28 protein-coding genes and 1 tRNA gene are annotated in these 23,884 nt (G+C 66.8%); 16 read left to right on the top strand and 13 right to left on the bottom strand.

Going from position 1 to position 23,884, the window contains the following annotated elements:
• The first annotated feature begins 75 nt into the window (after positions 1–75).
• The 10 genes from K8P63_RS18945 to K8P63_RS18900 all read left to right on the top strand — a co-directional run bounded on the left by K8P63_RS18945 (position 76) and on the right by K8P63_RS18900 (position 5,995).
• On the top strand, positions 76–402 hold the full coding sequence (locus tag K8P63_RS18945) for a hypothetical protein (RefSeq protein ID WP_223797534.1): 327 nt from the start codon (positions 76–78) through the stop codon (positions 400–402).
• Positions 399–971, top strand: a complete 573-nt coding sequence (locus K8P63_RS18940; RefSeq protein ID WP_223797533.1) for a hypothetical protein — start codon at positions 399–401, stop codon at positions 969–971. Before K8P63_RS18945 ends, K8P63_RS18940 begins: the two co-directional genes overlap by 4 nt.
• 15 nt (positions 972–986) lie before the next feature.
• Positions 987–1,256 (top strand): hypothetical protein, encoded by a 270-nt coding sequence (locus tag K8P63_RS18935; RefSeq protein WP_223797532.1) that lies wholly within the window; start codon positions 987–989, stop codon positions 1,254–1,256.
• Between the two features lie 45 nt (positions 1,257–1,301).
• Positions 1,302–2,936, top strand: a complete 1,635-nt coding sequence (locus K8P63_RS18930; RefSeq protein ID WP_223797531.1) for a GDSL-type esterase/lipase family protein — start codon at positions 1,302–1,304, stop codon at positions 2,934–2,936.
• A gap of 282 nt (positions 2,937–3,218) precedes the next feature.
• The gene (locus tag K8P63_RS18925) at positions 3,219–3,611 is read left to right on the top strand and encodes a hypothetical protein (RefSeq protein WP_223797530.1); all 393 of its coding nucleotides are present in this window, start codon (positions 3,219–3,221) and stop codon (positions 3,609–3,611) included.
• Positions 3,608–4,108 (top strand): hypothetical protein, encoded by a 501-nt coding sequence (locus tag K8P63_RS18920; RefSeq protein WP_223797529.1) that lies wholly within the window; start codon positions 3,608–3,610, stop codon positions 4,106–4,108. Before K8P63_RS18925 ends, K8P63_RS18920 begins: the two co-directional genes overlap by 4 nt.
• 327 nt (positions 4,109–4,435) lie before the next feature.
• Positions 4,436–4,948 carry a TIGR02594 family protein gene (locus K8P63_RS18915; protein WP_223797528.1) on the top strand — a complete coding sequence of 171 codons (513 nt, stop codon included), beginning with the start codon at positions 4,436–4,438 and terminating at the stop codon, positions 4,946–4,948.
• Positions 4,949–4,958: 10 nt separating this feature from the next.
• Entirely contained in the window at positions 4,959–5,342 is a 384-nt protein-coding gene (locus K8P63_RS18910; RefSeq protein ID WP_223797527.1) for a Pam3-gp28 family putative phage holin, read from the top strand.
• A gap of 19 nt (positions 5,343–5,361) precedes the next feature.
• Positions 5,362–5,733, top strand: a complete 372-nt coding sequence (locus K8P63_RS18905) for a hypothetical protein (RefSeq protein WP_223797526.1) — start codon at positions 5,362–5,364, stop codon at positions 5,731–5,733.
• 31 nt (positions 5,734–5,764) lie between these two features.
• Positions 5,765–5,995, top strand: a complete 231-nt coding sequence (locus K8P63_RS18900; protein ID WP_223797525.1) for a hypothetical protein — start codon at positions 5,765–5,767, stop codon at positions 5,993–5,995.
• Between the two features lie 615 nt (positions 5,996–6,610).
• Here the strand turns inward: K8P63_RS18900 and K8P63_RS18895 are convergent.
• The gene (locus K8P63_RS18895) at positions 6,611–7,012 is read right to left on the bottom strand and encodes a hypothetical protein (protein ID WP_223797524.1); all 402 of its coding nucleotides are present in this window, start codon (positions 7,010–7,012) and stop codon (positions 6,611–6,613) included.
• 1,018 nt (positions 7,013–8,030) lie between these two features.
• Here K8P63_RS18895 and K8P63_RS18890 point away from each other — a divergent pair.
• Positions 8,031–8,489, top strand: a complete 459-nt coding sequence (locus K8P63_RS18890) for a helix-turn-helix domain-containing protein (protein ID WP_223797523.1) — start codon at positions 8,031–8,033, stop codon at positions 8,487–8,489.
• Here K8P63_RS18890 and holA read toward each other — a convergent pair.
• From holA to K8P63_RS18870, 4 genes are read right to left on the bottom strand one after another with little or no spacing between them, the layout of a single operon-like run.
• Positions 8,486–9,511: a DNA polymerase III subunit delta gene (holA, locus tag K8P63_RS18885; RefSeq protein WP_223797522.1), complete on the bottom strand. Its 1,026-nt coding sequence runs from the start codon at positions 9,509–9,511 to the stop codon at positions 8,486–8,488. The two genes, K8P63_RS18890 and holA, sit on opposite strands and share 4 nt — an antisense overlap.
• On the bottom strand, positions 9,508–10,017 hold the full coding sequence (gene lptE, locus K8P63_RS18880; protein WP_223797521.1) for an LPS assembly lipoprotein LptE: 510 nt from the start codon (positions 10,015–10,017) through the stop codon (positions 9,508–9,510). Before lptE ends, holA begins: the two co-directional genes overlap by 4 nt.
• Complete coding sequence (gene leuS, locus K8P63_RS18875) at positions 10,014–12,539, bottom strand: leucine--tRNA ligase (RefSeq protein ID WP_223797520.1); 2,526 nt, start codon at positions 12,537–12,539, stop codon at positions 10,014–10,016. Before leuS ends, lptE begins: the two co-directional genes overlap by 4 nt.
• A gap of 9 nt (positions 12,540–12,548) precedes the next feature.
• Positions 12,549–12,980 (bottom strand): DUF3576 domain-containing protein, encoded by a 432-nt coding sequence (locus K8P63_RS18870; RefSeq protein WP_223797519.1) that lies wholly within the window; start codon positions 12,978–12,980, stop codon positions 12,549–12,551.
• 221 nt (positions 12,981–13,201) lie between these two features.
• Between K8P63_RS18870 and K8P63_RS18865 the strand changes: the two genes are divergently transcribed.
• Positions 13,202–13,921 (top strand): hypothetical protein, encoded by a 720-nt coding sequence (locus K8P63_RS18865; protein ID WP_223797518.1) that lies wholly within the window; start codon positions 13,202–13,204, stop codon positions 13,919–13,921.
• Here K8P63_RS18865 and K8P63_RS18860 read toward each other — a convergent pair.
• The gene (locus K8P63_RS18860; RefSeq protein ID WP_223797517.1) at positions 13,911–14,429 is read right to left on the bottom strand and encodes a thiamine phosphate synthase; all 519 of its coding nucleotides are present in this window, start codon (positions 14,427–14,429) and stop codon (positions 13,911–13,913) included. The two genes, K8P63_RS18865 and K8P63_RS18860, sit on opposite strands and share 11 nt — an antisense overlap.
• Positions 14,430–14,486: 57 nt before the next feature.
• Here K8P63_RS18860 and K8P63_RS18855 point away from each other — a divergent pair, with 57 nt between their 5' ends.
• Together K8P63_RS18855 and K8P63_RS18850 are read left to right on the top strand one after the other, a co-directional pair.
• Positions 14,487–15,161 (top strand): YggS family pyridoxal phosphate-dependent enzyme, encoded by a 675-nt coding sequence (locus K8P63_RS18855; protein ID WP_223797516.1) that lies wholly within the window; start codon positions 14,487–14,489, stop codon positions 15,159–15,161.
• On the top strand, positions 15,161–15,838 hold the full coding sequence (locus K8P63_RS18850) for an HAD family hydrolase (protein WP_223797515.1): 678 nt from the start codon (positions 15,161–15,163) through the stop codon (positions 15,836–15,838). Before K8P63_RS18855 ends, K8P63_RS18850 begins: the two co-directional genes overlap by 1 nt.
• A gap of 63 nt (positions 15,839–15,901) precedes the next feature.
• On the opposite strand, the gene clpX is transcribed toward K8P63_RS18850, so the two are convergent.
• From clpX to K8P63_RS18825, 5 genes are all read right to left on the bottom strand, one after another.
• Positions 15,902–17,173: an ATP-dependent Clp protease ATP-binding subunit ClpX gene (clpX, locus tag K8P63_RS18845; RefSeq protein ID WP_223797514.1), complete on the bottom strand. Its 1,272-nt coding sequence runs from the start codon at positions 17,171–17,173 to the stop codon at positions 15,902–15,904.
• 186 nt (positions 17,174–17,359) lie between these two features.
• Positions 17,360–18,004 (bottom strand): ATP-dependent Clp protease proteolytic subunit, encoded by a 645-nt coding sequence (locus tag K8P63_RS18840; protein ID WP_223797513.1) that lies wholly within the window; start codon positions 18,002–18,004, stop codon positions 17,360–17,362.
• A 59-nt stretch (positions 18,005–18,063) separates the two neighbouring features.
• Positions 18,064–19,014, bottom strand: a complete 951-nt coding sequence (locus K8P63_RS18835; RefSeq protein ID WP_223797512.1) for a glycosyltransferase — start codon at positions 19,012–19,014, stop codon at positions 18,064–18,066.
• Complete coding sequence (tig, locus tag K8P63_RS18830) at positions 19,014–20,645, bottom strand: trigger factor (RefSeq protein WP_223797511.1); 1,632 nt, start codon at positions 20,643–20,645, stop codon at positions 19,014–19,016. The genes K8P63_RS18835 and tig overlap by 1 nt, the downstream gene beginning before the upstream one ends.
• Before the next feature lie 51 nt (positions 20,646–20,696).
• A tRNA-Leu gene (locus K8P63_RS18825) sits at positions 20,697–20,781 on the bottom strand.
• A 109-nt stretch (positions 20,782–20,890) separates the two neighbouring features.
• Between K8P63_RS18825 and K8P63_RS18820 the strand changes: the two genes are divergently transcribed.
• Both K8P63_RS18820 and K8P63_RS18815 read left to right on the top strand, forming a co-directional pair.
• On the top strand, positions 20,891–21,073 hold the full coding sequence (locus K8P63_RS18820) for a hypothetical protein (RefSeq protein ID WP_223797510.1): 183 nt from the start codon (positions 20,891–20,893) through the stop codon (positions 21,071–21,073).
• Between the two features lie 62 nt (positions 21,074–21,135).
• Positions 21,136–21,849 carry a glycosyltransferase family 25 protein gene (locus tag K8P63_RS18815; protein ID WP_223797509.1) on the top strand — a complete coding sequence of 238 codons (714 nt, stop codon included), beginning with the start codon at positions 21,136–21,138 and terminating at the stop codon, positions 21,847–21,849.
• Here K8P63_RS18815 and K8P63_RS18810 read toward each other — a convergent pair.
• The gene (locus tag K8P63_RS18810; RefSeq protein WP_223797508.1) at positions 21,846–22,397 is read right to left on the bottom strand and encodes a hypothetical protein; all 552 of its coding nucleotides are present in this window, start codon (positions 22,395–22,397) and stop codon (positions 21,846–21,848) included. The two genes, K8P63_RS18815 and K8P63_RS18810, sit on opposite strands and share 4 nt — an antisense overlap.
• 1 nt (position 22,398) lies before the next feature.
• Positions 22,399–23,874 carry an Asp-tRNA(Asn)/Glu-tRNA(Gln) amidotransferase subunit GatB gene (gene gatB / locus K8P63_RS18805; RefSeq protein WP_223799886.1) on the bottom strand — a complete coding sequence of 492 codons (1,476 nt, stop codon included), beginning with the start codon at positions 23,872–23,874 and terminating at the stop codon, positions 22,399–22,401.
• Positions 23,875–23,884: the final 10 nt, after the last annotated feature.

Genomic DNA, 23,884 nt, shown 5'->3' with positions numbered 1-23,884 from the left:
CCGGCGGGGCCACAAGGACCGCAGGGGCCAGCTGGAGCAGCAGGCGGCAACACGTTCCCGGCGATCACGCTGGACGTGGGCACGTGGCAATATCCGAATGCGATCCTGCTCGACAGCGGGCAGGGCGTGACGGTGGTCGCGTCGGTGACCTCGAAATATCCCAGCGGAAACGGGACCACCGATCTCCAGATCCAGGTGAGCCCATCGGGGCAGGGCACGTGGGGCGTCATCGCGGAGGATAGTTTCGGCTACGCCTCAGGGGAGCCCGGTCAGGCCAATGCCGGGGGCACCTTCTATAATTCCGGCCCGAAACAGGCCTTCGATCTACGCGCGGTGGTGAGCCAGAGCGGGAGCTACGTCGGCATGCAGGTCAACCAAAGCTACATGCAGCCTAACACATGAGGTGGGCGCTGATCCGGTCCAGCGATGGCGCATGGCTGTCGCCAGCTGCGGGTGAAACCACCAAGCCGACGGCGGTCGACGGCCAGCACGTCATCGCCATCGCCTCGGGATATCCGGACACGGCGAGCTACGTGCCCGCGTCCAACGCGTTCATCGACCTCATGTCGGAAGCGGCCTGCCTCGCCATGATCGACACCAAGGCCGGCCAGCTGCGCCTGGCGCAGATCACGTCCGTGCCGGGGCAGGCCGACCTCTACAGGCGAAAGCAGGCCGAGGTCGACAAGATGGCGACGCTGGGCAGCACGGTCGCTGCCATCCTGTCGGCGCTGAACCTGATGACGCCGGCGGCGCGCGCGGCGGCCTATCCGCTGCTGACGCTGGAGATGCAGGTGATGGGCTATTCCGACCTGACGAAGGCCTACACGATGGTGACGAACGCGATCGCCGCCGCCAACGCCAAGCTGAATGCGATCGAGTTGGTCCGTCGGCAGACCAAGGTCGCAATCCGCGCCGCCGCCACCCTCGCCGCGAAGAACACGGCCGCCGTCGCGGCCGCGTGGCCCACCTAGAACACGGAGACCGACATGGCCGATACCGAAGCCCCCTCGACGCCGACCGCCGAGGAGATCGCCGCCGCGCGCGTGATCGTCGCCGCGGCCGACGCCGCCGCGGCCGCCGAGGCGCAGGCGAAACGCGATGCCGCCGCCAAAGCGGTCGCCGATGTCGTCGCGTCGGCCGAATTCGCGGCGCTCCACCAGATTGCGGACGCCGCCCTGCAGGTCGCGCCGAAGGACATCGATTTCGCCTACATGGTCCAGATGATGGACCGCCTGGCCGCCCGCACCGCCGCCTGATCCACCCGCCGGCGCGCCGGCACTTCTTCTTCCGAAAGGACGACCATGACCAGCCACGCCGCGCGTCGCTACCTGTTTGGCACCAGTCTCAGCACGGGGCCGACGCTCCCGTCTGTCGACCAGCAGCGTATGGCGACCGTCTCGAAACTCCAGCGTGTGATGACGGCCGCGCAGACGAACAGTCCGCGCGACACCGCGCCGCTGGGGATCGTGCCCGTCTCGTCGCTGACACCGTCGCTGACGAACGAGGTGACCTATCAGAACAATCCCGGCGTGTTCGAGGTGCTAGGTGGCGTCCCGTTCGTCACCACCGACCCGGCGATGTTCATTGTCGGGCAGGCGGACGACACGCCGAACAACAATAGCAGCACTGCCGCCTTCATGCCCAACAGCCAGCCCGTCTGGCAGTATGCAGGCAAGTGGAACATCTCGATCGCGAACACGCGCTACATCGAGGTTATCACCCGCGAGAACAATAGCCCATCAATGCGCTTGTGGGTGAATGGCCGGCTCGCGCACGCCACGCGCGCGGGCTATGCGCCGAACCCCGGCGGAAGCGGCGTTGTCTATACGAAGTACGATCTCGGCGCGGTCGGCACGTATGAAATCGCCGTCGAGATGCATACCGCGATGCGCTTCAAGGGCGTCCGTGCCGACACGGGGGCGATCTTCTCGAAGCCGACGCGCGCCGATACCGTCACGATGGCGGTCTTCGGTGACAGCTACAGCGCAGGCGTGGCGAACAACTCGCTGCGCGGCGACGACCTGATGAACAATTTGGCGCAATATCTGGGCGTCAAGAGTTCGGTTACGGCTGCCATCGCGGGGTCGGCGCTGGCGATCACCAGCAACCTTATCAAGATGATCCCGCAATTCTATTCCGACTTCGTCGTCCCGAACCTCAAGCCGGCGATCGATCCCGACATCGTCGTCATCGCCGCAGGCTACAACGATACAGAGAGCGCGGGCATCAGCACGCCGGCCGCCTACGCCTTCTGGCAGCAGGTCCGAGCAGACTTCCCGCGAGCGCTGATCGTCGTCGTCGGCATGTGGGGCGGCGTGATCCAGGTCCGCACCACGCTTCAAAATCGCGAGGAGGCATTCCGCGCCCAGTTCAACACCTGGGCCGACCCCTTCTCCGTGTTCGTCCGCTCCGTCTATGCGCCGGGCTCGGCGGGCGACTTCGGCTGGCAGATCGGCACCGGCTACGTCGGCACGCCAAAATATGACGGCATCAACGACTACATTCTTTACAGCGACCGCAATCACCCGACCGACGGCTACGATCAGTTCAACGGCAACTGGTATATGTCCACGAAGGCGCGCGATGCCGTCATCGAGGGCATCAACAACCTCGGCGCGAGCTACAATCCAGCGGGCACGCAGATCCCACGCTGGCCGCTTAGCCTTAAGCTGGCCGATCCTTCGGGCGCACCGCCTGCTGCAACGCTTAACGCTCCCTACCTGCTCGCAACGATGGCAACAGGCGGTGCGGTCGCGCGCACCTTCTCGATGAAGGCGGGAAGCCCAGCGCTCCCGACCGGCCTGACGCTGAACCCGCGCGCGGGCCATTGGACCGGCACGCCGACGGCAGCGGGGACCTATGGTCCGTGGACGCTGACCGTGACCGACGGCGTTACGTCGACCGACCTGACGATCCCCCCGATTACCGTTAGCTGACGAAATGGAGCGCGACGGTCCAGTATCGCCGCGCTCCATCCCTTTGCCCCAGCGACTCGCTGTGCGCCACCCATAGTCGGGATGGGATGTGCCGGCGACCTCGCCATGCACGTATCATCCAAAATGGATGCAATGAAGCGCGCCGAGCTGGGACCGAGGGCGCGCTTCACCGGCAACTGCGCTGGAAGCGCATCCCTATCAACGACCTCGCTCGCCGCGTCTTTAGCAGGCTGGAGACCTCACGATGATGATCGAACTATCTCCCGGCAGGCAGCCGGGAGAGTGAGCGCGCCTGCCTGGGTGGACGCAACCCGCATCGGGTTGCGTCTCGCGCTGTTTCTGCTCGCCAGCATGGTCGTGCTGAGTTGGGGCGCCCAGGGGCGGTCGACCACCGTTCTGGATCGCTACCGCAGCCTCACAACCGCTGTCACGGCGATCGGGATCTGGTTGTTCGGTCCGGCCTTTCTGCCAGGCCTGTTCGGCACACCGTGGCCGCCGCTCATCGGCGACGGCATCGAGATCATGGCGATCGCGACCATGTGCGCCGCCCTCATCCTGCTGCTCGGCACGCGCGCGCTCAAACGCGAGATCGGCCTCGCCCGCGTGCATCGCGGCATGGCGGTCAACGCAGCGATCGTCATGGCGCTGGTCGCTGCGGCATGGGTGTTCCGTTGACCTGGCAGGCGGATGCTGCGGGCCGCTATGGGGCGATCGGCGCGGGGCTGATGATCGGCACGGCGGCCCGCTATGGTCTCGCGCTGAGCGAAGGACGACGGCTCAGCTGGCGCGCGATGCTGGGCGATGCTCTGCTGCTCGGATTGGTCGGGCTGTTCGCGGTCATCATCTCCGACAAGTTCGACCTGCACGGCGACGTGCGCGCGTTCTGCTCGGCGCTCGCGGCAGTCTCATCCGACCGCCTGATCAAGCTCTTGCGCTCGCGGTTCATGCGAGCGGCTGAGGCGCAGCTGGATCAGTTCACGCGCGCTTCCATCGCGGGCGACGTCGTCAAGGTGCCGGCCGGCAGCGGCGCACCCGACAACGTTCGCATCGACGTCATCCGTGACGAGAACCCGATCGGCTCGGCGCTTCGCTCGCAGTATCGGCGCCCGGCTCAATCGCGGCCTCCGGAAGATCAGATCGAGTTGCTGCGGAAGCTCGATCAGCAAGACTGAGCGTCGCACCCCGCCGCGCGGGGGTGCGGCGGGGCACTTCCTGGCCCCCGAGGTGTAGACAGCCAGGCTCCCCGAATGTGCCCAACTGCCCTGACATCGCCCTTACATTGGAGACGGCTATTATCGACGGGGGGGACGTCGCTTAGCCAGCGCTGACGCGCCCCAACGCTTAGGCGATCCCGATCACGTAGGCCGCAAGCGGCGCGGCAGCCAGAACGCCGGTGATGCCGACCAGAAACGCGCTCGCGAACAGATACTTGGACATCGTCATCTCCAACACGCCTGTGTGCATTTTATAGCCGCAGGCCTCCTAAAGGCTGGTTAACTATGGAAAGTGATCCCGCGTGGCTCGTCCGCGCGCGGGCGCTCGTCGGCACGCGTGAAGCGGCCGGCGTCGCCAACAATCCAACCATCATCGGCTGGGCGCGCGCGCTTACGATCAAGGTGCTGGGCGTCCTCTACAATGCCGACAGCGTGCCGTGGTGCGGCGTGTTCGTCGCCGAAAGCTTCCGCGAGGCGGGCGTCGACCTGTCGAGCATGAAGATCGGCGTGCGCGCGACGAGCTGGGCGACGTGGGGCAAGCCGATCGCGCGCGACATGCTCGCGCCCGGCGCGGTGCTGGTGTTCCAGCGCCCCGGCGGCGGCCACGTCGGCTTCTACGTCGGCGAGGATCTGACGGCCTTCCACGTGCTGGGCGGCAATCAGGGCGACCGCGTGTCGATCGTCCGGATCGAGAAAGCGCGCTGCATCGCCGCCCGCTGGCCGTCCGATCAGCCGCTGCTCGGCCATCCGGTCCTGATGACGGCCGCCGGCGTGCCCGCCTCGACCAACGAAGCCTAAAGGACCACACATGTCCGACCTTCCCGCGCCGGCCGCCACGGCCGTGCATGCCCTGCTCGCGTCGCTCGTCCGTCACGCCCTCGTCGCCGCCGGCTCCGCGCTGGTGACGCGCGGGATTGTCGACCAGGGCGCAGTCGACGGCTTCATCGCCACCATGGTCGAGACGATCGTCGGCACGCTCATGGTCGCCGGCGCCACCGGCTGGGCGCAGGCGCGCGCCTTCCTTTCCCATACCCGCCTAGCCGCCGCATGGGCCGCGCTCAATGGCGACCCCCAGCCCGAGGCCGACGACCGGCTCTTCCGGCTGATCAACAAGATACCTCCGGCTTCGGCCGCCGGCCCTCTTCCCGTCGCTGCCGCCGGTCAGGCCGTCAGCGCTGGCCCTTCCGCCTGACCTTCAATCGGAGAATACCATGTCCAAACTTTTCGTCGGATTCCTCAGCTCCGCGCAGCTGGCCGCGCTCCACGCCGCCGGCCACGCGGTCGAGCAGTTCGCCCTGTCCGAGACGCAGAAGGTGGTCGCCACCCTCAAGACGACCTCGATCGGCGCCACCGTCACCGCCGATATCAAGGCGCTGAAGGACTCGACGCTGACGGGCGCCGAGAAGTTCGAACAGGTGGTGGCGAACACCGCGCCGCTCGTCCTGACCTATGTCACAGGTGGCGGGCTGGCTTCACTCGCGGCCGATGCCGGCGACGTCGCGCGCGAGCTGGTTCAGTCGCTCTACAACGATGTGGCCACGGCGCTGAAGCCGGGCACCGCGTCGGCGGCCGTCGCCGCCTGAGCATCCGCCACATTATCGACAGGAAACCGCAATGACCGTTCGCGCGAAATTCAACTGCTTTGCCGTCCTCAAGCAGGAGGACGGCGAAGGCCGAGTGGTGAAGTTCCATACCGTCTACTCGGAAGAGGTCCAGTCCGAAGACGGCCGCTTCACCAAGGCCACGCCATGGGGATCTCTCGAGATGCTCGTCGACAATCCCGATGCCGCCCTGCAGTTCGAGGTCGGCAAGTCGTACTATCTCGATTTCACGCCGGCAGCGTGATCCCGAGCGGCGGGAGGGGCGCTATCGCTCCTCCGCCAGTGCGTGAGGGCCGGCCTAAGCTTCGGCTGGAGCGAGTGTTAGCTCGGATGGAAGGGACCGCGTTCGTCGCCAGCCTCCCGACCTCAAATGACACGGGAAACATTGAATGTCCTATGGTCGCTTAGCGCGACGCCATCACCCGGGGATGGGACCGCCTCCATATTAAGATTTACCCCGTCGGGCAGAATGCCGCGAACACGAACCATGGTCGTTCCCCTGGACGCCAATTCCAACCCCGGCGTCCAAGTATAACGCTCCGTCCGATCTAAACACTTCCTTTTCGGCTCTTTCTCTCGACTTCAGCCCCCGGCCTGTCGATCTGTTCGGCTAGGCAGCCGCTTCGAGCGCTTTAGCTTGAGCCATAGCGCTCCTCGTGAACCCCGCGGGATCGACGGCACACCGCGCCGCGATCGCGAACGCCGGGGACATCGTGCGCGAATGCATCCCGTTATGGGCGGATAACGGTGTGCCGACGCTCATTCGGTTATGGCGGGCTTCCTATCCTCGTTTGCCTTTGGGCTCATATGGTCGATCGCTGTTTGAAGGTGACAGGCCGAAGTAGAACCTTCGCCTTCGTCAAGAATTTCCAATGCGGTCTTCATTAGGGATAAGGCCCAGCTCTGACGCGAGGTTGCCAGTGTGATCGTCATTTTGAAGACTCAATGTTTCTAGGAGAAGGGACAGCATTTTTGTTTTTGCTTCTGGCATGAGCTCTAGGTGGGGATGAGGCCAGGATGACAGCACAGTGATTGATTGCGCCTTTAATACAATAAGCCATCGATCGAGTGAAGACAGGCGAGTCTCGGTGAATTCCGCAACTTCTTCGACCGTAACAATCTGCCCTTCCTCTCCCGCAATGTATAAAAGCAGCAATATGTCCCAAGCATGTTCATCAAAAAGGCCATGAGTAAAATGCCTTTTTCGAATTAACCGTGCGGCCATTATCTGTTTTGCCAGTTTTAGAGCTTGTAGCCGCATGGTGGATCCTTCCTATTTTCATTATCTTATTGCAGAGGCAACGCAGGGCGCCCTTATTGTTAATGTTCACGATCACGAGCATCGCTGGCACACGCAAATTTTGAAGGTAGTAAATTGCCGAACTGAAGAGATCATACATACATAGCTTACGCGCGACGCTGGTCCTGGCAGATCAAGTGTCGCGTCTTGCAATCTCTCTATTGTATTGAGAATTATTGATCCGAATTGATGGCCTTGTATGAAAGCGCTTCGCACCATCGGCGCTAACTAGAATTCTGCCCGAGTTTTTTTGAAAAGCATTTTCAGACACATACTTAGCACCGTTACAACGATACCCGAACCGTTTAGCTGTTGCTGCAGGTTAGCGAAGGTGATGATGATGGGATTCTACGGATCAGCATCAAGCGCGCGGCGTGGTCCGTTTGACACCACGCGCTCTTGCTCCTGCGGCTGCTCTCCGCATGCGCCGCAGGCAAGCCGACCTATCACCATCACAAGCGCCAATGACGCGGAAGCTGAAGGCTGATCTCAGCGCGGCGTCGATCATCACGCTATAATAGAGCGGAGCGCGTCTGAGAGCGATTGATCCAGCAGGCGCGGGGCTGATTGATATTTTACAGCGTCCGGCTAAGCTTTTGAAAAGAAAGGGCCGGTTTTCGCGTGATTTTACACAAAACGCCGCGGAAAACTGCCAAATCTGGCAGCTTGGAAGGCTACCGCTCTACCATTGAGCTATACCCGCGTCGCGCGCCTCTTGCCGCGTGCCGCGCGCGTGGTCAACGCCCTTCTCTATTGCATCTGCGAACGAAACGAGCCGGCGGAATGACAATATCCCGTCCGTTTATGTATCTAATGATTGCCAGAATGGCATTAAAACGTTCGGTCCTGCCAGAGGATTGATTGCCACCGATCCGTTTTCAGTATTATTCCAACCAAAGTGGATCGATCCGGAACAAGATGAGGCGCGCCCGGTCTAGTTAATAATTCGCCGTCAGTGCGATGTGAGGAGAAGCGGGCAATGAACGAGATCATTCGTCGGCAGCAGGTCAGAAGTGCACAAACCATCAACGCCTCTGAAACGCTTGGTATGAACACGGACGCGGACATCCGCCGGCTGACCACGGCGAAGGCGTGGATGAAGGCGCGCGCAGTCCGCAACAAGGTGCTGGGGCTCCACCTGTTCGCGGAACCGGCATGGGATATGCTGCTGGCGCTCTACATCGCCCATGGCGAGTTCCGCATGCTCAGCGTCTCGGCGGTCGTCAGTTACGCCAATGTCCCGTCGACGACCGGGCTGCGCTGGCTGACGAAGCTGGAGGATTCGGGGATGATCTCGCGCCGCACCGATCTCAAGGACGGGCGCCGCATCTTCGTCCAGATGCTGCCGGAAGCCATCGAATCAATGGAGACCATCTTCGACCAGGTGGGGGAAAGCGACGCGCGGCTGGGCCTCTCGCGCCTGTATTTCCAACGCTAACGCCGGCGTGCGGCGAAGCGGCTGATTGCCAACAGTTCCTGTTCGACGAGCGCATGTCCGGGATAACCGGGCGACTTCACCTGCCGTTCCGCCTCCGCCAGCCGGCCGATGGCGGTCGCCAGCCCCTCCGGCGTCCAGCGCATCAGTTCGGCGCGGATCTGCGCCTGCTCCTTCCAGAAGATTGCGCGCCCCGCGGTCTGCATCACATGCTCGACGCTGTCGCCCGCCGCCATCTGCGCCCGCAGCTGCGCCAGCTGCAACGCCCGGCGCGACAAGGCACGCAACACCGTGATCCCCTCCACCCCTTCGCTCGCGAGCCGCGCCAGCTCCTCGTCGACCGCCTGCGGCTCGCCGGAGAAGACCGCGCGCGTCAGGCGCGAAAGGTCGCCTTCCTCGGTCGCGGCACCCAGGGCGTCCAGCGCGTCATGCTCCAGCGGGTGCGGCCGTTCGGGGGCGGCATCGAGATAGAGGGCGAGCTTCTCCAGCTCCTGCCCGATGATCGCGCGATCGCCGCCGGTGGCGGAGGCCAGCCGGCGCGCGACGTCCGGCCGCGCCTGCAGCCCGAGCGCGCGTGCCATCTCGGTCACCAGCGCATCGGCGTCGCGTCCTTCGGGCAGATAGCTCGCATGGGCAAGCGCCGCGCCGCTTGCCTGGACGAGCTTCAGCAGGCGCGCATCCTTGCGCAGGGTTCCGCCGATCGCGGCGACCGGATTGCCCGCTGCCGGTGCCTCCAGCAACGCCGCAATGGCATCGCAGGCATCGTCAGCGGCGGGATCGAGCCGGATCCAGCGGCGCCCGCCGAACAGGCCGATCGCCGCCGCCTCGTCCGCCAGCCGGGCCGGATCGGCCTTGAGCATGGCCGAGGTGAGGTCGATCCGCTCGGCATCCGCGCCCAGCGCCTTGCCGAGCCGCGCGGCGAGCGCGCGCGATCCCGCCTCGTCGGGGCCGTGCAGCAGATAGAGGCGGATCGCCGGATCGGCGCCGTCGAGCGCGCGCAGCAGCGCGGCTTCGGCCGGTTTCACCGTGGCGCCGTCGCCGGCTTGCCGCCGTGCACCGCATAGAGCGCGACGCGCGAGACGATCTGGTCGGCAACCTGCTCGGTCAGGTTCTCGAGCGCGGTCTGCTCGGCGGCGATCACGGCATATTCGGAGGTGACGACGTCGATGCCCGCGTCCGATCCGGCGGTCGCGTCGAGCACCACCGTGCCGTCGGATACCTCGACCAGCCGATAGCGCGCGCGCAGCGCCCGCCGCTCGCGCGTCACCGAATTATCGGTGCGCACGCCGAACGCGTTGATCTGGTCGTCAATCTCGACCTCGAGCCGATAGCGCACCTCGCTGCTGCCGCCGGCGCCGAGCCGGGTCTCCAGCGCATGCTTCATCAGCCAGCCGGACTGGCCGCGGATGGCGCCGACCTCGACCTGGCCGAGCATCTGCGCGACCGGGCCGCGCCCGCCGCCCTCGTAGAGCGGGTGCAGCCCGCATCCGCCCAGCGCCAGCGCGGCGGCGAGGGCCAGCCAGCGCCTCATGCGACGATGTTGACCAGCCGGTCGGGCACCACCACCACCTTCTTCGGGGTGGCGCCTTCCAGCACGCGCAGGATCTTCTCGGAGGCGAGCGCCATCGCCTCCAGCGTCGGCCGGTCGGTGCCCTTCGGCGCGCTCAGCGTGTCGCGCAGCTTGCCGTTGATCTGGACGGCGATCGTCACCTCGTCCTCGACCAGCAAGGCTGGATCGACGTCGGGCCACGCGGCATCGGCGACCAGCGCATCCTCGCCAGCGCGCACCCACGCCTCTTCGGCGATGTGCGGCACCATCGGCGCGACCAGCCGGATCAGCGTGCGGCCCGCCTCGGCGCGCGAGGCGGTGGGGGCGGCCTTCTCGATCGCGCCGACCAGTTCGTAGAGCTTGGCGACCGCCTTGTTGAACGACAGCGCCTCGATATCGACGGCGACGCCGGCGATCGTCTGGTGGAGCTTGCGGTCGAGCGCGGCGTCGCGGCCCGCACCGCCTTCGGCCGCGCTCGCGCGCCATACGCGCTGGACGAAACGCGCCGCGCCCTCGATCCCCGCGACCGACCACGGCAGATCGCGCTCGGGCGGGCTGTCGGACAGCATGAACCAGCGCACCGCGTCCGCGCCGTAATGATCGAGGATCGGCGCCGGATCGACCGTGTTCTTCTTCGACTTCGACATCTTCTCGACGCGGCCGACCGTGATCTGCGGGCCGCCATCCTTGAGGAAGGCGCCCCCGTCGCGCCGGTCGATCTCGTCGGTGCCGAACCAGGTGATGCGGCCGGTCTCCGCATCCTCCTCATAATAGGTTTCGTGCGTCACCATGCCCTGGGTGAACAGGCCGGTGAACGGCTCGGCGATGTCGATCTGGCCGACCCGCTGGAGCGCGCGCGTCCAGAAGCGCGCATAGAGCAAATGGAGGATCGCATGCTCGACCCCGCCGATATACTGGCCGACCGGCAGCCAGCTTTCGGCCACCGCGCGATCGAACGGCTTGTCCTTGGGCTGGCTGGCGAAGCGGATGAAATACCACGACGAATCGACGAAGGTGTCGAGCGTGTCGGTCTCGCGCCGTGCGGGCGCGTCGCACGTCGGGCAATCGACATGCTTCCACGTCGGGTGCCGGTCGAGCGGATTGCCGGGAATGTCGAAGCTGACGTCGTCGGGCAGCACCACCGGCAATTGCGCCTTCGGCACCGCGACCGGGCCGCAGGCTTCGCAATGCACGATCGGGATCGGCGTACCCCAGTAACGCTGGCGGCTGACGCCCCAGTCGCGCAGGCGGAAGACGGTCGTGCCCTCGCCCCAGCCATCGGCCTCGGCACGGCCGATGACGATGCCCTTGGCATCCTCGCTCGCCAGCCCGTCGAGGAAGCGCGAATTGACGATCATGCCCGGATCGGTGTCGGCCTCGTCGCCGATCGGATCGTTGGCATGATCGGGCGACTTCGCGACGACGCGCGTCACCGGCAGCATATATTTGCGCGCGAAATCGAGATCGCGCTGGTCGTGCGCCGGCACGCCGAACACCGCGCCGGTGCCATATTCCATCAGCACGAAGTTCGCGACGAACACCGGCAGTCGCCATGCGGGATCGAGTGGGTGGACCGCCGACAGGCCGGTGTCGAAGCCCTTCTTCTCGGCGGTCTCGACCTCGGCCGCCGCGGTGCCGGTCTGGCGGCATTCGTCGATGAAGGCGGCGAGGCCGGGCGTCGTGTCCTTCAGCGCCTGCGCCAGCGGATGATCGATCGCCACCGCGACGAACGATGCGCCGAAGATCGTGTCGGGGCGCGTGCTGAACACCTCGACATGCGGCAGCGGGCCGTTCTCGACCGCGAAGCGGAAGCGCAGCCCGCGCGAGCGGCCGATCCAGTTGGCCTGCATCAGCTTGACCTTGTCTGGCCAGCCGTCGAGGGCATCCAGCCCGTCGAGCAGTTCGTCGGCGAAATCGGTGATCTTGAGGAACCACTGGCTGAGCTTGCGCCGCTCGACCAATGCGCCCGAGCGCCAGCCGCGCCCGTCGATCACCTGCTCGTTGGCGAGCACGGTCATGTCGACCGGATCCCAGTTGACCGCGCTTTCCTTGCGATAGACCAGCCCGGCTTCGTACAGATCGAGGAACAGCGCCTGTTCCTGCCCGTAATAATCGGGCTCGCAGGTCGCGAGTTCGCGGCTCCAGTCGAGCGCGAAGCCGAGGCGCTTCAGCTGCGCCTTCATCGCCGCGATGTTGGAACGGGTCCAGTCGCCGGGGTGGACGCCCTTTTCCATCGCCGCATTCTCGGCGGGCATGCCGAACGCGTCCCACCCCATCGGGTGGAGCACTTCGTGCCCGGTCATGCGGCGATAGCGCGCCAGCACGTCGCCCATCGTGTAATTGCGGACATGGCCCATGTGGATGCGCCCCGACGGATAGGGGAACATCTCCAGCACGTAGCTTTTGGGCTTGGGGCTATGATCGTCGGCGTGGAACGTGCCGCGCGTCTCCCACTCCCGCTGCCAGCGCGCGTCGCTGTCGCGGGGCTCGAACCGCTCGCTCATGGACTAGGCTCAGCCGGCCGCGTTGCGGCGCAGGTCGCGCGCTTTCTGCAGGATGACTTCCTCCAGCTTGGCGTCGGTCGCGGCCTGCACGGCGGCATCGACCCACTGGCCGTTCTGCAGGATCTGGCGCGCGGCGGCCACGCGGACGGCGTCGGCGCGCAGATCCTGGTCGAGGATCGTGACCGAGACCTTCATCCGCTCGGTCGGGACGCGCGGATTGACGTACCAGTTGGTGACGATCACGCCGCCATTGCTGTCGGTCTGCGCGATCGACATGAACGACAAGGTGTCGAGCGAAGCGCGCCACAGATAGGCGTTCACGCCGATCTGGGTGAGGCGGGACGGCGCCTCCGCTTTCACGCGCGGCTTGTGATGGTGCGCGCATGCCCCAAGGCTGGCGCACAGCATGAGGCCGAGTGCGAGACGGGAAGCACGGATCATCAAAGAAAGCCTTGGGTGTCAGGGATAAGCCGCGCCGTTATAGAAGGTCGCGTCCGGCCCGCAAGCGGGGTGCGGCGGGCTGCTTTTGCGGATGGCTGTGGAGGCAATGCAACAGCTTGCAATGATTCCGTAACCGGCATGGAACAGGGGGGCTTCCGCATGGTAGGCGCATCGCCACCAGACGAGGCAATAAGTCGGGCGAGATGAGAGTGATTCGAGGCATGGCAAAGGGAACGGGCGGCGCGATAGCGCTTTGCTGCGTCCTGCTTGCGTCCGCCTCGGCCGATGCCCGCACGCGTCATCGCGCGCCGCGCCCGCTGCTGATCCATACCAATCTCGCCGCCGACGCGCCCGGTTTCGGCGCGTTCACGCCCGCCGCCGCCGATCCGCGCGTCGCCGCCGAATTCGCGCGCAGCGGGCTCGGTACGGGCAATTTCGCGGGCGGCGCGTTCCGCTTCACGCCGTCGGGCACCACGCCGAGCCGCCGTGCGGTGACGGTCGCGGTGCGCGCGCGCATGGTCACGCGCAGCGAAGCGGCGAAGACCCTGGTGCTCGCCAGCGACGGGCTGGCGCCGTCGGCCTACAGCCTCGGGGCGTCGGTCGGCTGGAAGCGGTTCGCTTTGTCCGGCGACGTGTCGAAGATCGACGGCGGCCTGCTGCCGACCGGGCGCGAATCGGCCGACATCGGCCTCAGCTTCTCCGGCAAGCGCTGGGCGACGAAGTTCGATCTCGGCACCGAACGCTCCGATACCGACAATCCGGCGATGATCGGCATCGACCAGAGCTGGTCGGTCGGGCTCGGCGGATCCTACTCGGTCACGCACAATATCGATCTGACCGGCGGGCTGCGCTACAAGACGCAGCACGACCAGCTGATGAGCTTCCTCGACAACAAGCGCGACAGTCAGGCCGTCTACCTGGGCACGACCTTCAAGTTCTGATCGCGTCCGTATCGGCGCTCCACGCGTCGATCGCCGCCCAGCCATAAGCGCCGAGCGGCCCCACGCGACGGAAGCGCGCCGCCGTCATTCCCCCCAGCGCGATCACCGGCGGGCGAACGTCCCGCGCGGCCAGCCCGAACCGTATCGCGCCGAGCGTCACAGCACCGGGATGCGAGCGCGTCGGGAAGACCGGCGACAGCAGCACCAGATCGGCGCCGGCGCGCGCCGCGGCGATCAGCGCGCGGCGATCATGCACGGGCGCGGTGTGGAGCAGCCCCCGGCCGCCATGTGCGCCGTGGACGCCGTCCGCCCGCCACGCCGCGGCGATGCGCGGATCGCCCGCCAGCACCAGCACCAGCCGCCGCGCGCGCGCGATCGTCCGTACGTGTGCGAACAGAACGCGTCGCTCCGGCAGGGGCGTGCGATAGTGGCGGAAGATCACACCGCCACCGCGCGGCAGTCGCGCCAGCGCGACCCACAAAGCGTCGCCCATCCGCTCGTCGGTCATCAGCCATAGATGCGGGAGAGGGTGGCGGCGGCGCATCCTGCTTTCTATAGCGCCGCGATGCTCCCGATCGACCCCGACACGCCCGCGACGCGCCTCGCCGCGACGCGCGACCGCATCGCCCGCGCCGCGCGGCTCGCCGACCGCCCGGCGTCGGCGGTGACTTTGGTCGCGGTCTCGAAGACGCATCCGGCCGACGCGATCGTGCCGCTGATCGCCGCCGGCCAGCGCGTATTCGGCGAGAATCGCGTGCAGGAGGCCGAGGAGAAGTGGCCGGCGCTGAAGGAAGCGACGCCGGATATCGCATTGCACCTCGTCGGCCAGCTCCAGTCGAACAAGGCGGCGCAGGCGGTGGCGCTGTTCGATGCGATCCACGCGCTCGACCGGCCGAGCCTCGCCGACGCGCTGATGCGCGCGATCGACGCGCAGGGCCGCGCGCCGGCCTGCTTCGTCCAGGTCAATATCGGCGCCGAGCCGCAGAAGGGCGGCTGCGCGATCGAAGGCGTGCCGGGGCTGCTCGACCATTGCCGCGCGCTCGGCCTGCCCATAGCCGGCCTGATGTGCGTGCCGCCGCTCGACGTGGAGCCGGCACCTTATTTCGCCTTGCTCGCCAAGCTGGCGCGCGATCACGGGCTGGCGGGGCTCAGCATGGGCATGTCGGGCGATTACGAGACCGCGGTGATGCTCGGCTCGACGCACGTCCGCGTCGGCACCGCATTGTTCGGAGCGCGCTGATGCAGGCGGCCGCAATCCTGTTCGATTTCGACGGCGTGCTGATCGAGAGCGAATATGCGAGCGCGGTGCACATCGCCGCGACGCTGACCACGCTCGGCCACCCGACCACGCCCGAGGTGGCGATCCATCGCTTCACCGGGCTCGCCGGCAGCCAGTTCGTCGAAGCGGTGACGGCGTGGATCGGCGGCCCGCTCCCGCAGGCGTTTCGCGAAGCACGCGCGATCGAGGATGCGCGCGCGGTCGCCGAGGGCGTCGCGCCGGTGGCGGGCGCGGTGGCGTTCGTCGCGTCGTTGCCGGCGGACCTGCCGATCGCGGTGGTCTCGTCGAGCACGAGCCACTGGATCAACGCGCACCTCGCGCATATCGGCCTCGCCGATCGCTTCGGGCGGCACGTCTATAGCGGGCGCGAGCATGTCGTGCGCGGCAAGCCGGCGCCCAATCTCTATCTCCACGCCGCCGCGCAGCTTGGGGTGCCGATCGAGGCCTGCGTGATCATCGAGGATTCGGTGGTGGGCGCGACCGGCGCGGTGGCGTCGGGTGGCTACGTCATCGGCCTGTGTGCCGCGACGCATTGCGACGCCGATCATGGCGATCGTCTGCGCGCGCTGGGCGTGCAGGCGCTCGCGGCGGATTATGATGAGGTCGCCGCGATCCTGGATTTCACGCCGGCGGAGTGATCTCGCTTGCCGTCACCCCGGCGGACCGGGGCGACGGCAGGCATGGATCGGAAGCGAGCCGCCTCAGGCGGCGTCGCCGGCCTTTTCCTTGGTCTTCTTGGCGAAGACGCGCACCGGCTCCTTGCGGCCGTCGACCACGTCGCGGTCGATGACGATCTCGTCGATATCGTCCATCGACGGCAGGTCGAACATCGTGTCGAGCAGCATGCCCTCGAGGATCGAGCGCAGGCCGCGCGCACCGGTCTTGCGCAGGATCGCCTTCTTGGCGACCGCCGACAGCGCCTCGTCGGTGAAGGTGAGCTTCACGCCCTCCATCTCGAACAACTTCTGATACTGCTTCACCAGCGCGTTCTTCGGCTCGGCCAGGATCTTGACCAAGGCCGGCTCGTCCAGATCCTCCAGCGTCGCGATCACCGGCAGGCGGCCGACGAATTCGGGGATCAGGCCGAACTTGAGCAGATCCTCGGGCTCGCACTGGCGCAGCGTCTCGCCGACGCGCCGCTCCTCGGGCGTCGCGACATAGGCGCCAAAGCCGATCGACTTGCCCTGCAGGCGGTCGCCGATGATCCGCTCCAGCCCGGCGAACGCGCCGCCGCAGATGAAGAGGATGTTGGTCGTGTCGACCTGCAGGAATTCCTGCTGCGGATGCTTGCGTCCGCCCTGCGGCGGCACCGAGGCGGTGGTGCCCTCCATCAGCTTCAGCAGTGCCTGCTGCACGCCCTCGCCCGACACGTCGCGCGTGATCGACGGATTGTCGGCCTTGCGGCTGATCTTGTCGATCTCGTCGATGTAGACGATGCCGCGCTGCGCCCGCTCGACATTGTAGTCGGAGGCCTGGAGCAGCTTGAGGATGATGTTCTCGACATCCTCGCCGACATAACCGGCCTCGGTCAGCGTGGTCGCGTCGGCCATCGTGAAGGGCACGTCGAACGTCTTGGCGAGCGTCTGCGCGAGCAGGGTCTTGCCGCAGCCGGTCGGCCCGACGAGCAGGATGTTCGACTTGGCGAGCTCGACCTCGGCGCCCTTCGCGCCGTGCGCGAGCCGCTTGTAATGGTTGTGGACCGCGACCGAGAGGACGCGCTTGGCCTGCTGCTGCCCGATCACATAATCGTTGAGCACGCCGCAAATCTCGGCGGGCGTCGGCACGCTGCCATCCTTGCGCGTGACGAAGGTGGCCTTCGTCTCCTCGCGGATGATGTCGTTGCACAGCTCGACGCACTCATCGCAGATGAACACGGTCGGTCCGGCGATGAGCTTGCGCACCTCGTGCTGCGACTTGCCGCAGAAGGAGCAATACAGCGTGCTCTTCGAATCGCCGCCACTGAGTTTCGTCATAAGGTCCATGTCCTCGGGCCATGATCGGCCGGGTGAGTCGGGGGCGATCCTAGCCCCCGCTGCCGCAATGCGGCAAGGTCAATAGCCCAGGCAGGGTTGACGCTCCGTTTCAGCGCCAAGCCCCGCCAATCATGCAATATGTTCCCGTAAGCGCGACGAAACAAGACGGGCCGTCGCAACGATCGATCAGGCTGCCTGCGCCGTTTCCTCGGCCGGCGAGGGGCGCTTGTCGAACACCTCGTCGATGATGCCGAAGGCCTTGGCCTCGTCCGCCTCGAGGAACTTGTCGCGGTCCATCGCCCGCTCGATCTCCTCGATCGATTTGCCGGTATACTTGGCATAGAGCGTGTTGAGCGCGTGGCGCATGCGCAGGATCTCGCGCGCCTGGATCTCGATGTCCGCCGCCATGCCCTGCGCCCCGCCCGACGGCTGGTGGACCATGATGCGGCTGTTGGTGAGCGCGACGCGCATGCCCGGCTCGCCCGCCGCGAGCAGGAAGCTTCCCATCGACGCCGCCTGGCCAATGCAGACCGTGCCGACGCGCGGACGGATATACTGCATCGTGTCGTGGATCGCGAGGCCGGCCGTCACCACGCCGCCCGGCGAGTTGATGTACATGAAGATGTCCTTCTTCGGGTTCTCGGACTCGAGGAAGAGCAACTGGGCGGTGATGAGCGAGGCCATATGGTCTTCCACCTGGCCGGTGACGAAAACGATGCGCTCGCGCAGGAGGCGCGAATAGATGTCGAAGCTGCGCTCGCCGCGGTTCGACTGCTCGATGACGATCGGAACGAGACCCGCGGTGATGTCGGCGTGGTCGATGGAAGACATGGTCGCTCTTAATCCTTCTGCCCGGATGCGGGCCAACATCGGCCTTCGCCGGGGGCAGTTCAAGAGGGCAGGCCGGGGGCCGGCAGCGCGAGATAGGCGAGCCGCCGCAGCTCCAGCCGGCCGCGCACGACATTGTCGAGGATCAGCCCGCAAAAGCCGTTGAGGAAGGCGAGGATCACCACCCCGGTGACGAGGATCGCGGTCGGGAAGCGCGGCACGAGGCCGGTGCGGGCGTAGGTGACGACCAGCGGCGTCGCCAGCGCCAGCGCCAGCAGCCCGAAGGCGAAGCCGATCGCGCCGAAAAACAGGAACGGCCGTTCCAGCCGGAACAGGCTCAGGATCGTGCGCAGGATGCGCCAGCCGTCGCGATAGGTCGACAGCTTCGACGCCGATCCTTCGGGCCGCGCGCCGTAGCGGGTGACGATCTCCGCCACCGGCATGCGCAGTTCGAGCGCGTGGACGCTGATCTCGGTCTCGATCTCGAAGCCCTGCGACAGGATCGGGAAGCTCTTCACGAAGCGGCGCGAGAAGACGCGATAGCCCGACAAGATATCGCTGAAGGTGCGCCCGAAGATGCGCGAGAGGATGCCGGTGAGCAATGCATTGCCGAAGCGGTGGCCGCGGCGATAGGCGGCCTCGACCTCGTCCTCGCGCGCGCCGACGACCATGTCGAGCCGGTCGTCGATCAGCCGCGCGATCAGCGCGGGCGCGGCGGCGGCGTCGTAGGTCGCGTCGCCATCGGCCATGACGTAGATGTCGGCCTCGACGTCGGCGAACATGCGCCGGACGACATGGCCCTTGCCCTGCATCGGCTCGGATCGGACGATCGCGCCGGCAGCGGCGGCCGCCGCGCGCGTGCCGTCGCGGCTGTTATTGTCGTAGACGTAGATGGCGGCGTCGGGCAGCGCCGCGCGGAAACCAGCGACGGTGAGGCCGATCGCGGCCTCCTCGTTATAGCAGGGCAGGATGACGGCGACGCGGAGGGACGCCGCCGTCGATCCTGCGCGCATCAGCCCTCGGCCTCGGTCTTCTTCTTGGCGGCGCGCTTCTTCGGCGCGGGCGTGGCCTCGGCTAGCTCGGGCGCTTCCTCGGCCGAAGCCTCGCTCACGCTCTCCGACTTCTTGGTTCGCTTGGCGGCGGGCTTCTTGGCCGGTGCCGGCTCGGCCTCGGCGCTCGCTTCGGCCGCCTGCTCGGCGGGCTCTGCTGCGTCATGGTCGTGGCCATGGTGATCGTGGTCATGCCCGTGATCGTGGCTGTGGTGATCATGGTCGTGGTCGTGATGATCGTGGACGTGCGTGCCGGTGGCGAAGCCGTCCTCGGATTCGATCGCCGCTTCCAGCTCGGCGCGGGTCACGGCGCGATCGGTGACCTCGGCCTTGTCGAACAGGAAGTCGACGACCTTGTCCTCGTACAGCGGCGCGCGCAGCTGGGCGGCCGCGATCGGATCCTGCTGGACATATTCCATGAACCGCTCGCGATCCTTCGGCGCGTATTGCTGCGCGGCCTGCGTGGCGAGGCGCTGCATCTCCTGCCCGCTCACCTCGACGCCGTTCTGCTGGCCGATCTCGGAGAGGAGCAGGCCGAGGCGCACGCGGCGCTCGGCGATCGCGACATAATCGTCACGCTCCTTCTCGACCTCGGCCATCGCCGCGGCGGGGTCGGCCTCGTGGGTCGCCTCATGCTCGAGCTGCTGCCAGATCTGCTGGAACTCGGCCTCGACCATCGACGGCGGCACCGGGAAATCGTGGCCGGCGGCGAGCTGGTCGAGCAGCTTGCGCTTCATGTGGGTGCGGGTGAGGCCGTTCAGCTCCTGCTCGACCTGGCCCTTGAACAGCTCGCGCAGCTTGTCGAGGCCCTCGAGGCCGAGCGACTTGGCGAACTCGTCGTCGATCGTCGCCGCCTTGGGCGTGTTGATCGCCTTGAGCGTGATGTCGAACGTGGCGGGCTTGCCCGCGAGGCTCTTCTCGCCGTAATTTTCGGGGAAGGTGACGTGGAGCGTCTTCTCCTCGCCGACCTTCACGCCCTCGAGCTGCGCCTCGAAGCCGGGGATCAGGCGGCCCGAGCCGAGCTCGACCGGCATGTCCTCGCCGGTGCCGCCCGGGAAGGCGACGCCGTCTTCGGTCTTGCCGACGAAATCGACCACGACCTGGTCGCCCTCGACCGCCGGATGGCCGTCGAGCGCCGGTTCGAAGCTCTGCTGCTGCGCGGCGAAGCGGCCGATCAGCGCGTCGATCGCGCTGTCCTCGGGCTCGACCGTCAGCCGCTCGAGCGTGAGGCCGTCGATCGACGGCGCCGGCACCTGCGGCAGCACTTCGAGCGTGACCTTCACCTCGGCATTCTTGCCGGGCTCATAGTCGTCCAGCTCGACCTGCGGCTGCATTGCGGGGCGCAGGCCCTGCTCGGCGATCAGCGACTGGACGCCTTCCTGCACCGCGCTGTTGAGCGCGTCGCGCTCCAGCGCGGGGCCGTGCATCTTCTTGATGAGGTTGGCGGGCACCTTGCCGGGGCGGAAGCCGGGCATGCGCACTTCCGGCGCGGCGCGCTTCACCTCGGCGTCCACCTTGGCGGTGATCTCGGCCGCCGGAATGGTCAGCGTGTAGGCGCGCTTGAGCCCCTCGTTCAACGTCTCGACAGTTTGCATGGGTGCCTTCTCAAGCCTCATCGGGTGGTCGTCCCCGCGCATTGCGGCGGCTGGTGCGGGCGAAGGGACTCGAACCCCCACATCTTGCGATACTGGAACCTAAATCCAGCGCGTCTACCAGTTCCGCCACGCCCGCGGGACGCATTTCGGATCGCGGGCGCTTATAGCAGCGTCTCGCGCCGTGCAAGGAAAGAGGGAGCCGCGCCGCGCCGCGATCGTTGGAAGCGCTTCCAAGGAGACCGAACATGGCCAGCACCCCCGACGCGCATCCCGACTCGGTTCCACCCCGCCCGTCCGATTCGCCCGAGCAGGTTTCGTCCGGCGGCGAGCCGGCGCGCGAGAATATCGAGGACACGCCCGGCACCGACGGCGGCACGGCCGGGACCGGCGGCACCAATCATCGCGGCGACCGCGACATCACCAGCTGATCGCCGCGCCTTTCGCCCCCCTCGCCGAGCGGCTATCACGTCCATCTTAGCGAGGGGACCAAATGCCGCATCTGCTTGCGATGTTCGATCGGGTGCGCATAATCAACCTGGTCGATCGGCCCGATCGACGGCGTGAGGTGACCGCGCAGGTGCAGGCGATCGGCGGATTCGACGGCGGTCGCATCGATTTCCTCGAGGTGCAGCGGCCGGCCGATGCCGGGCCGTTTCCGAGCCTCGGCGCGCGCGGCTGCTTCGAAAGCCAGCTGACCTTGCTGCGCCAGGCGCGCGATGCCGGCGCCTCGAGCGTCGTCATCATGGAGGATGATCTCGACTTCACCCCCGATGCCGCCACCCGTGGTCCGGCCCTGCTGGACGATCTGGCGCGGCACGATTGGGCGTTCTTCTACGGCGCGCATGGCGAGGCGGCACCCGGCCGGTCGGGTCTGGTGGCGATGCCGGCGGAGCAGGGGATCATCACCGCCGCCTTCCTCGCGGTCAACGGCCCTGTGATCGCGCCGCTGGTGGCGTGGCTGGAGGCGGTCCAGTCCCGCCCCGCGGGATCGCCCGATTACGGGCCGATGCACGTCGACGGGGCCTATTCGGTGTTCCGCGCGCATCATCCCGAACTGGCGACCTATGCCGCCTTCCCGCCGCTTGGCCGGCAGCGCAGCTCGCGCTCCGACATCACCCCGCGCGGGATGCTGCTCGACCGGTTCGCGCTGACCCGGCCGCTCGCCAACCTGCTGCGCAGCGCGCGCCGGCTGGTGCGCGGCTAGCGTTCCGCCGACGCGGGATCGGACAGCCAGCGGGCGAGGTCGCGCGCGGCATCGCCGAGCAGGGCGCGATAGAGCGCCGCCGCCGGCGCGGCATGCTGGGCGTCGATCGTGCGCGTGATCACGCTTTCATGCCGCCGCTCGACCGTAGCGGTGGCGCGGCTTTCCGCGCGCCACTCGATCGTGACGCCGATCTCGCCGCTCAGCGCCTTGCTGTCGCCCAGCCAGTGGCGCGCGCACAGATTGGCGGAGGCCGCACGGACGACGCCGCGCAGCCGCAGCACGCGCTTGCTGTCGGCGGCGGCCGATTCGCCCAATGGCGTGACGGCGATGTCGGCATCCTCGAGCGCATCCTGCACCGCCTCGCGCTGGTCCATCGCGTGCCCGGCGGCGAGGTCGCTCCAGCGGATCACGCCGTTGCGCATGCACATCATGCCGGCGCGCTTCACGCCGACCACCTGATCGGCAGCCAGATCCGAGCCGATCCGCGTGATCGCATAGACGGTGGGCGTCGGGCTCGCTGCCGCCGCTGCCAACGCCAGCGCGATCATGCTAGCCGAGCGCCTTCTTCAGCAGGTCGTTGACCACCGCCGGATTGGCCTTGCCGCCCATCGCCTTCATCGTCTGGCCGACGAAGAAGCCGAAGAGCTTGTCCTTGCCGCAGCGATAATCGGCGACCTTGTCGGCATTGGCATCCATCACCTTGGCGATCTCCGCCTCGATCGCGCCGGTATCGCTGGTCTGGCGGAGCCCGCGCGCCTCGACGATCGCGCCCGGATCCTCGCCCGTTTCCAGCATGATCTCGAACACCTGCTTCGACAGCGAGCCCGAGAGCGTGCCGTCGGCGACGAGGCTGAGCAATTCCGCCGCCTGCGTCTGGCTCACCGGCGAATCGACGATGTCGCGACCGAGCCGGTTGAGCGCGCCGAACAGCTCGGATGTGAGCCAATTTGCAGCCGGGACCGGTTTCGCGCCCTGATCCAGCACCAGCTCGAACCAGCGCGCGGTTTCGACATCCGCAGTGATCACGCCGGCATTGTAGGCGGAGATGCCGAGCACCGTCTCGTAGCGGTGCCGCTTGGCATCGGGCAGCTCGGGCAGGCTCGCCTCGCACTCGCTCAGGAAGGCGTCGTCCAGCTCCAGCGGCAGCAGGTCCGGATCGGGGAAGTAGCGATAATCGTGCGCATCCTCCTTGGACCGCATCGAGCGTGTCTCGTTGCGGTCGGGATCGTAGAGGCGCGTCTCCTGCACGATCGTGCCGCCCGCCTCCAGCACGTCGACCTGGCGGCGCGCCTCGCCCTCGATCGCGGCCATGACGAAGCGGACCGAATTGACGTTCTTCGTCTCGGTGCGCGTGCCGAGCCCCTCGCCCGGGCGGCGGACCGACACGTTCACGTCGGCGCGCATCGAGCCCTGCTCCATGTTGCCGTCGCAGCTGCCGACATAGCGCAGGATCGCGCGCAGCTTGCGCAGATAGGCGCCCGCCTCGGTCGGCGAACGCATGTCGGGCCGGCTGACGATCTCCATCAGCGCCACGCCCGAGCGGTTGAGGTCGACATAGGAGCGCGTCGGATGCTGGTCGTGCATCAGCTTGCCCGCATCCTGCTCGACATGGATGCGTTCGATGCCGATCGTCTTGGTCTCGGCCTCGGGATCCTTGTCGTCGAGGCTGATCTCGATCCGGCCCTCGCCCACCAACGGGTGGTAGAGCTGGCTGATCTGATAGCCCTGCGGCAGATCGGCGTAGAAATAATTCTTGCGGTCGAAGCGCGACCATTTGTTGATCGGTGCGCCGATCGCCATGCCGGTGCGCACCGCCTGGCGGATGCACTCGCGGTTGGGCACGGGCAGCATGCCGGGCATCGCCGCGTCGACCAGGCTCACCTGCGTGTTGGGCTCGGCCCCGAACGCGGTCGCCGCGCCCGAGAACAATTTGGCGTTGGAGGTGACCTGCGCGTGCACCTCCAGCCCGATCACCACTTCCCACGCGCCGGTCGCGCCTTCGATCCGATATGCCGCCGTCATCATTCCGTCCCTG

Origin of the sequence: Sphingomonas nostoxanthinifaciens (genome assembly GCF_019930585.1) — a bacterium.
Classification (GTDB): Bacteria; Pseudomonadota; Alphaproteobacteria; order Sphingomonadales; family Sphingomonadaceae; genus Sphingomonas_I; species Sphingomonas_I nostoxanthinifaciens.
The sequence above is the reverse complement of the archived record's forward strand: the minus strand, read 5'-3'. Positions and strand labels throughout refer to the sequence as shown.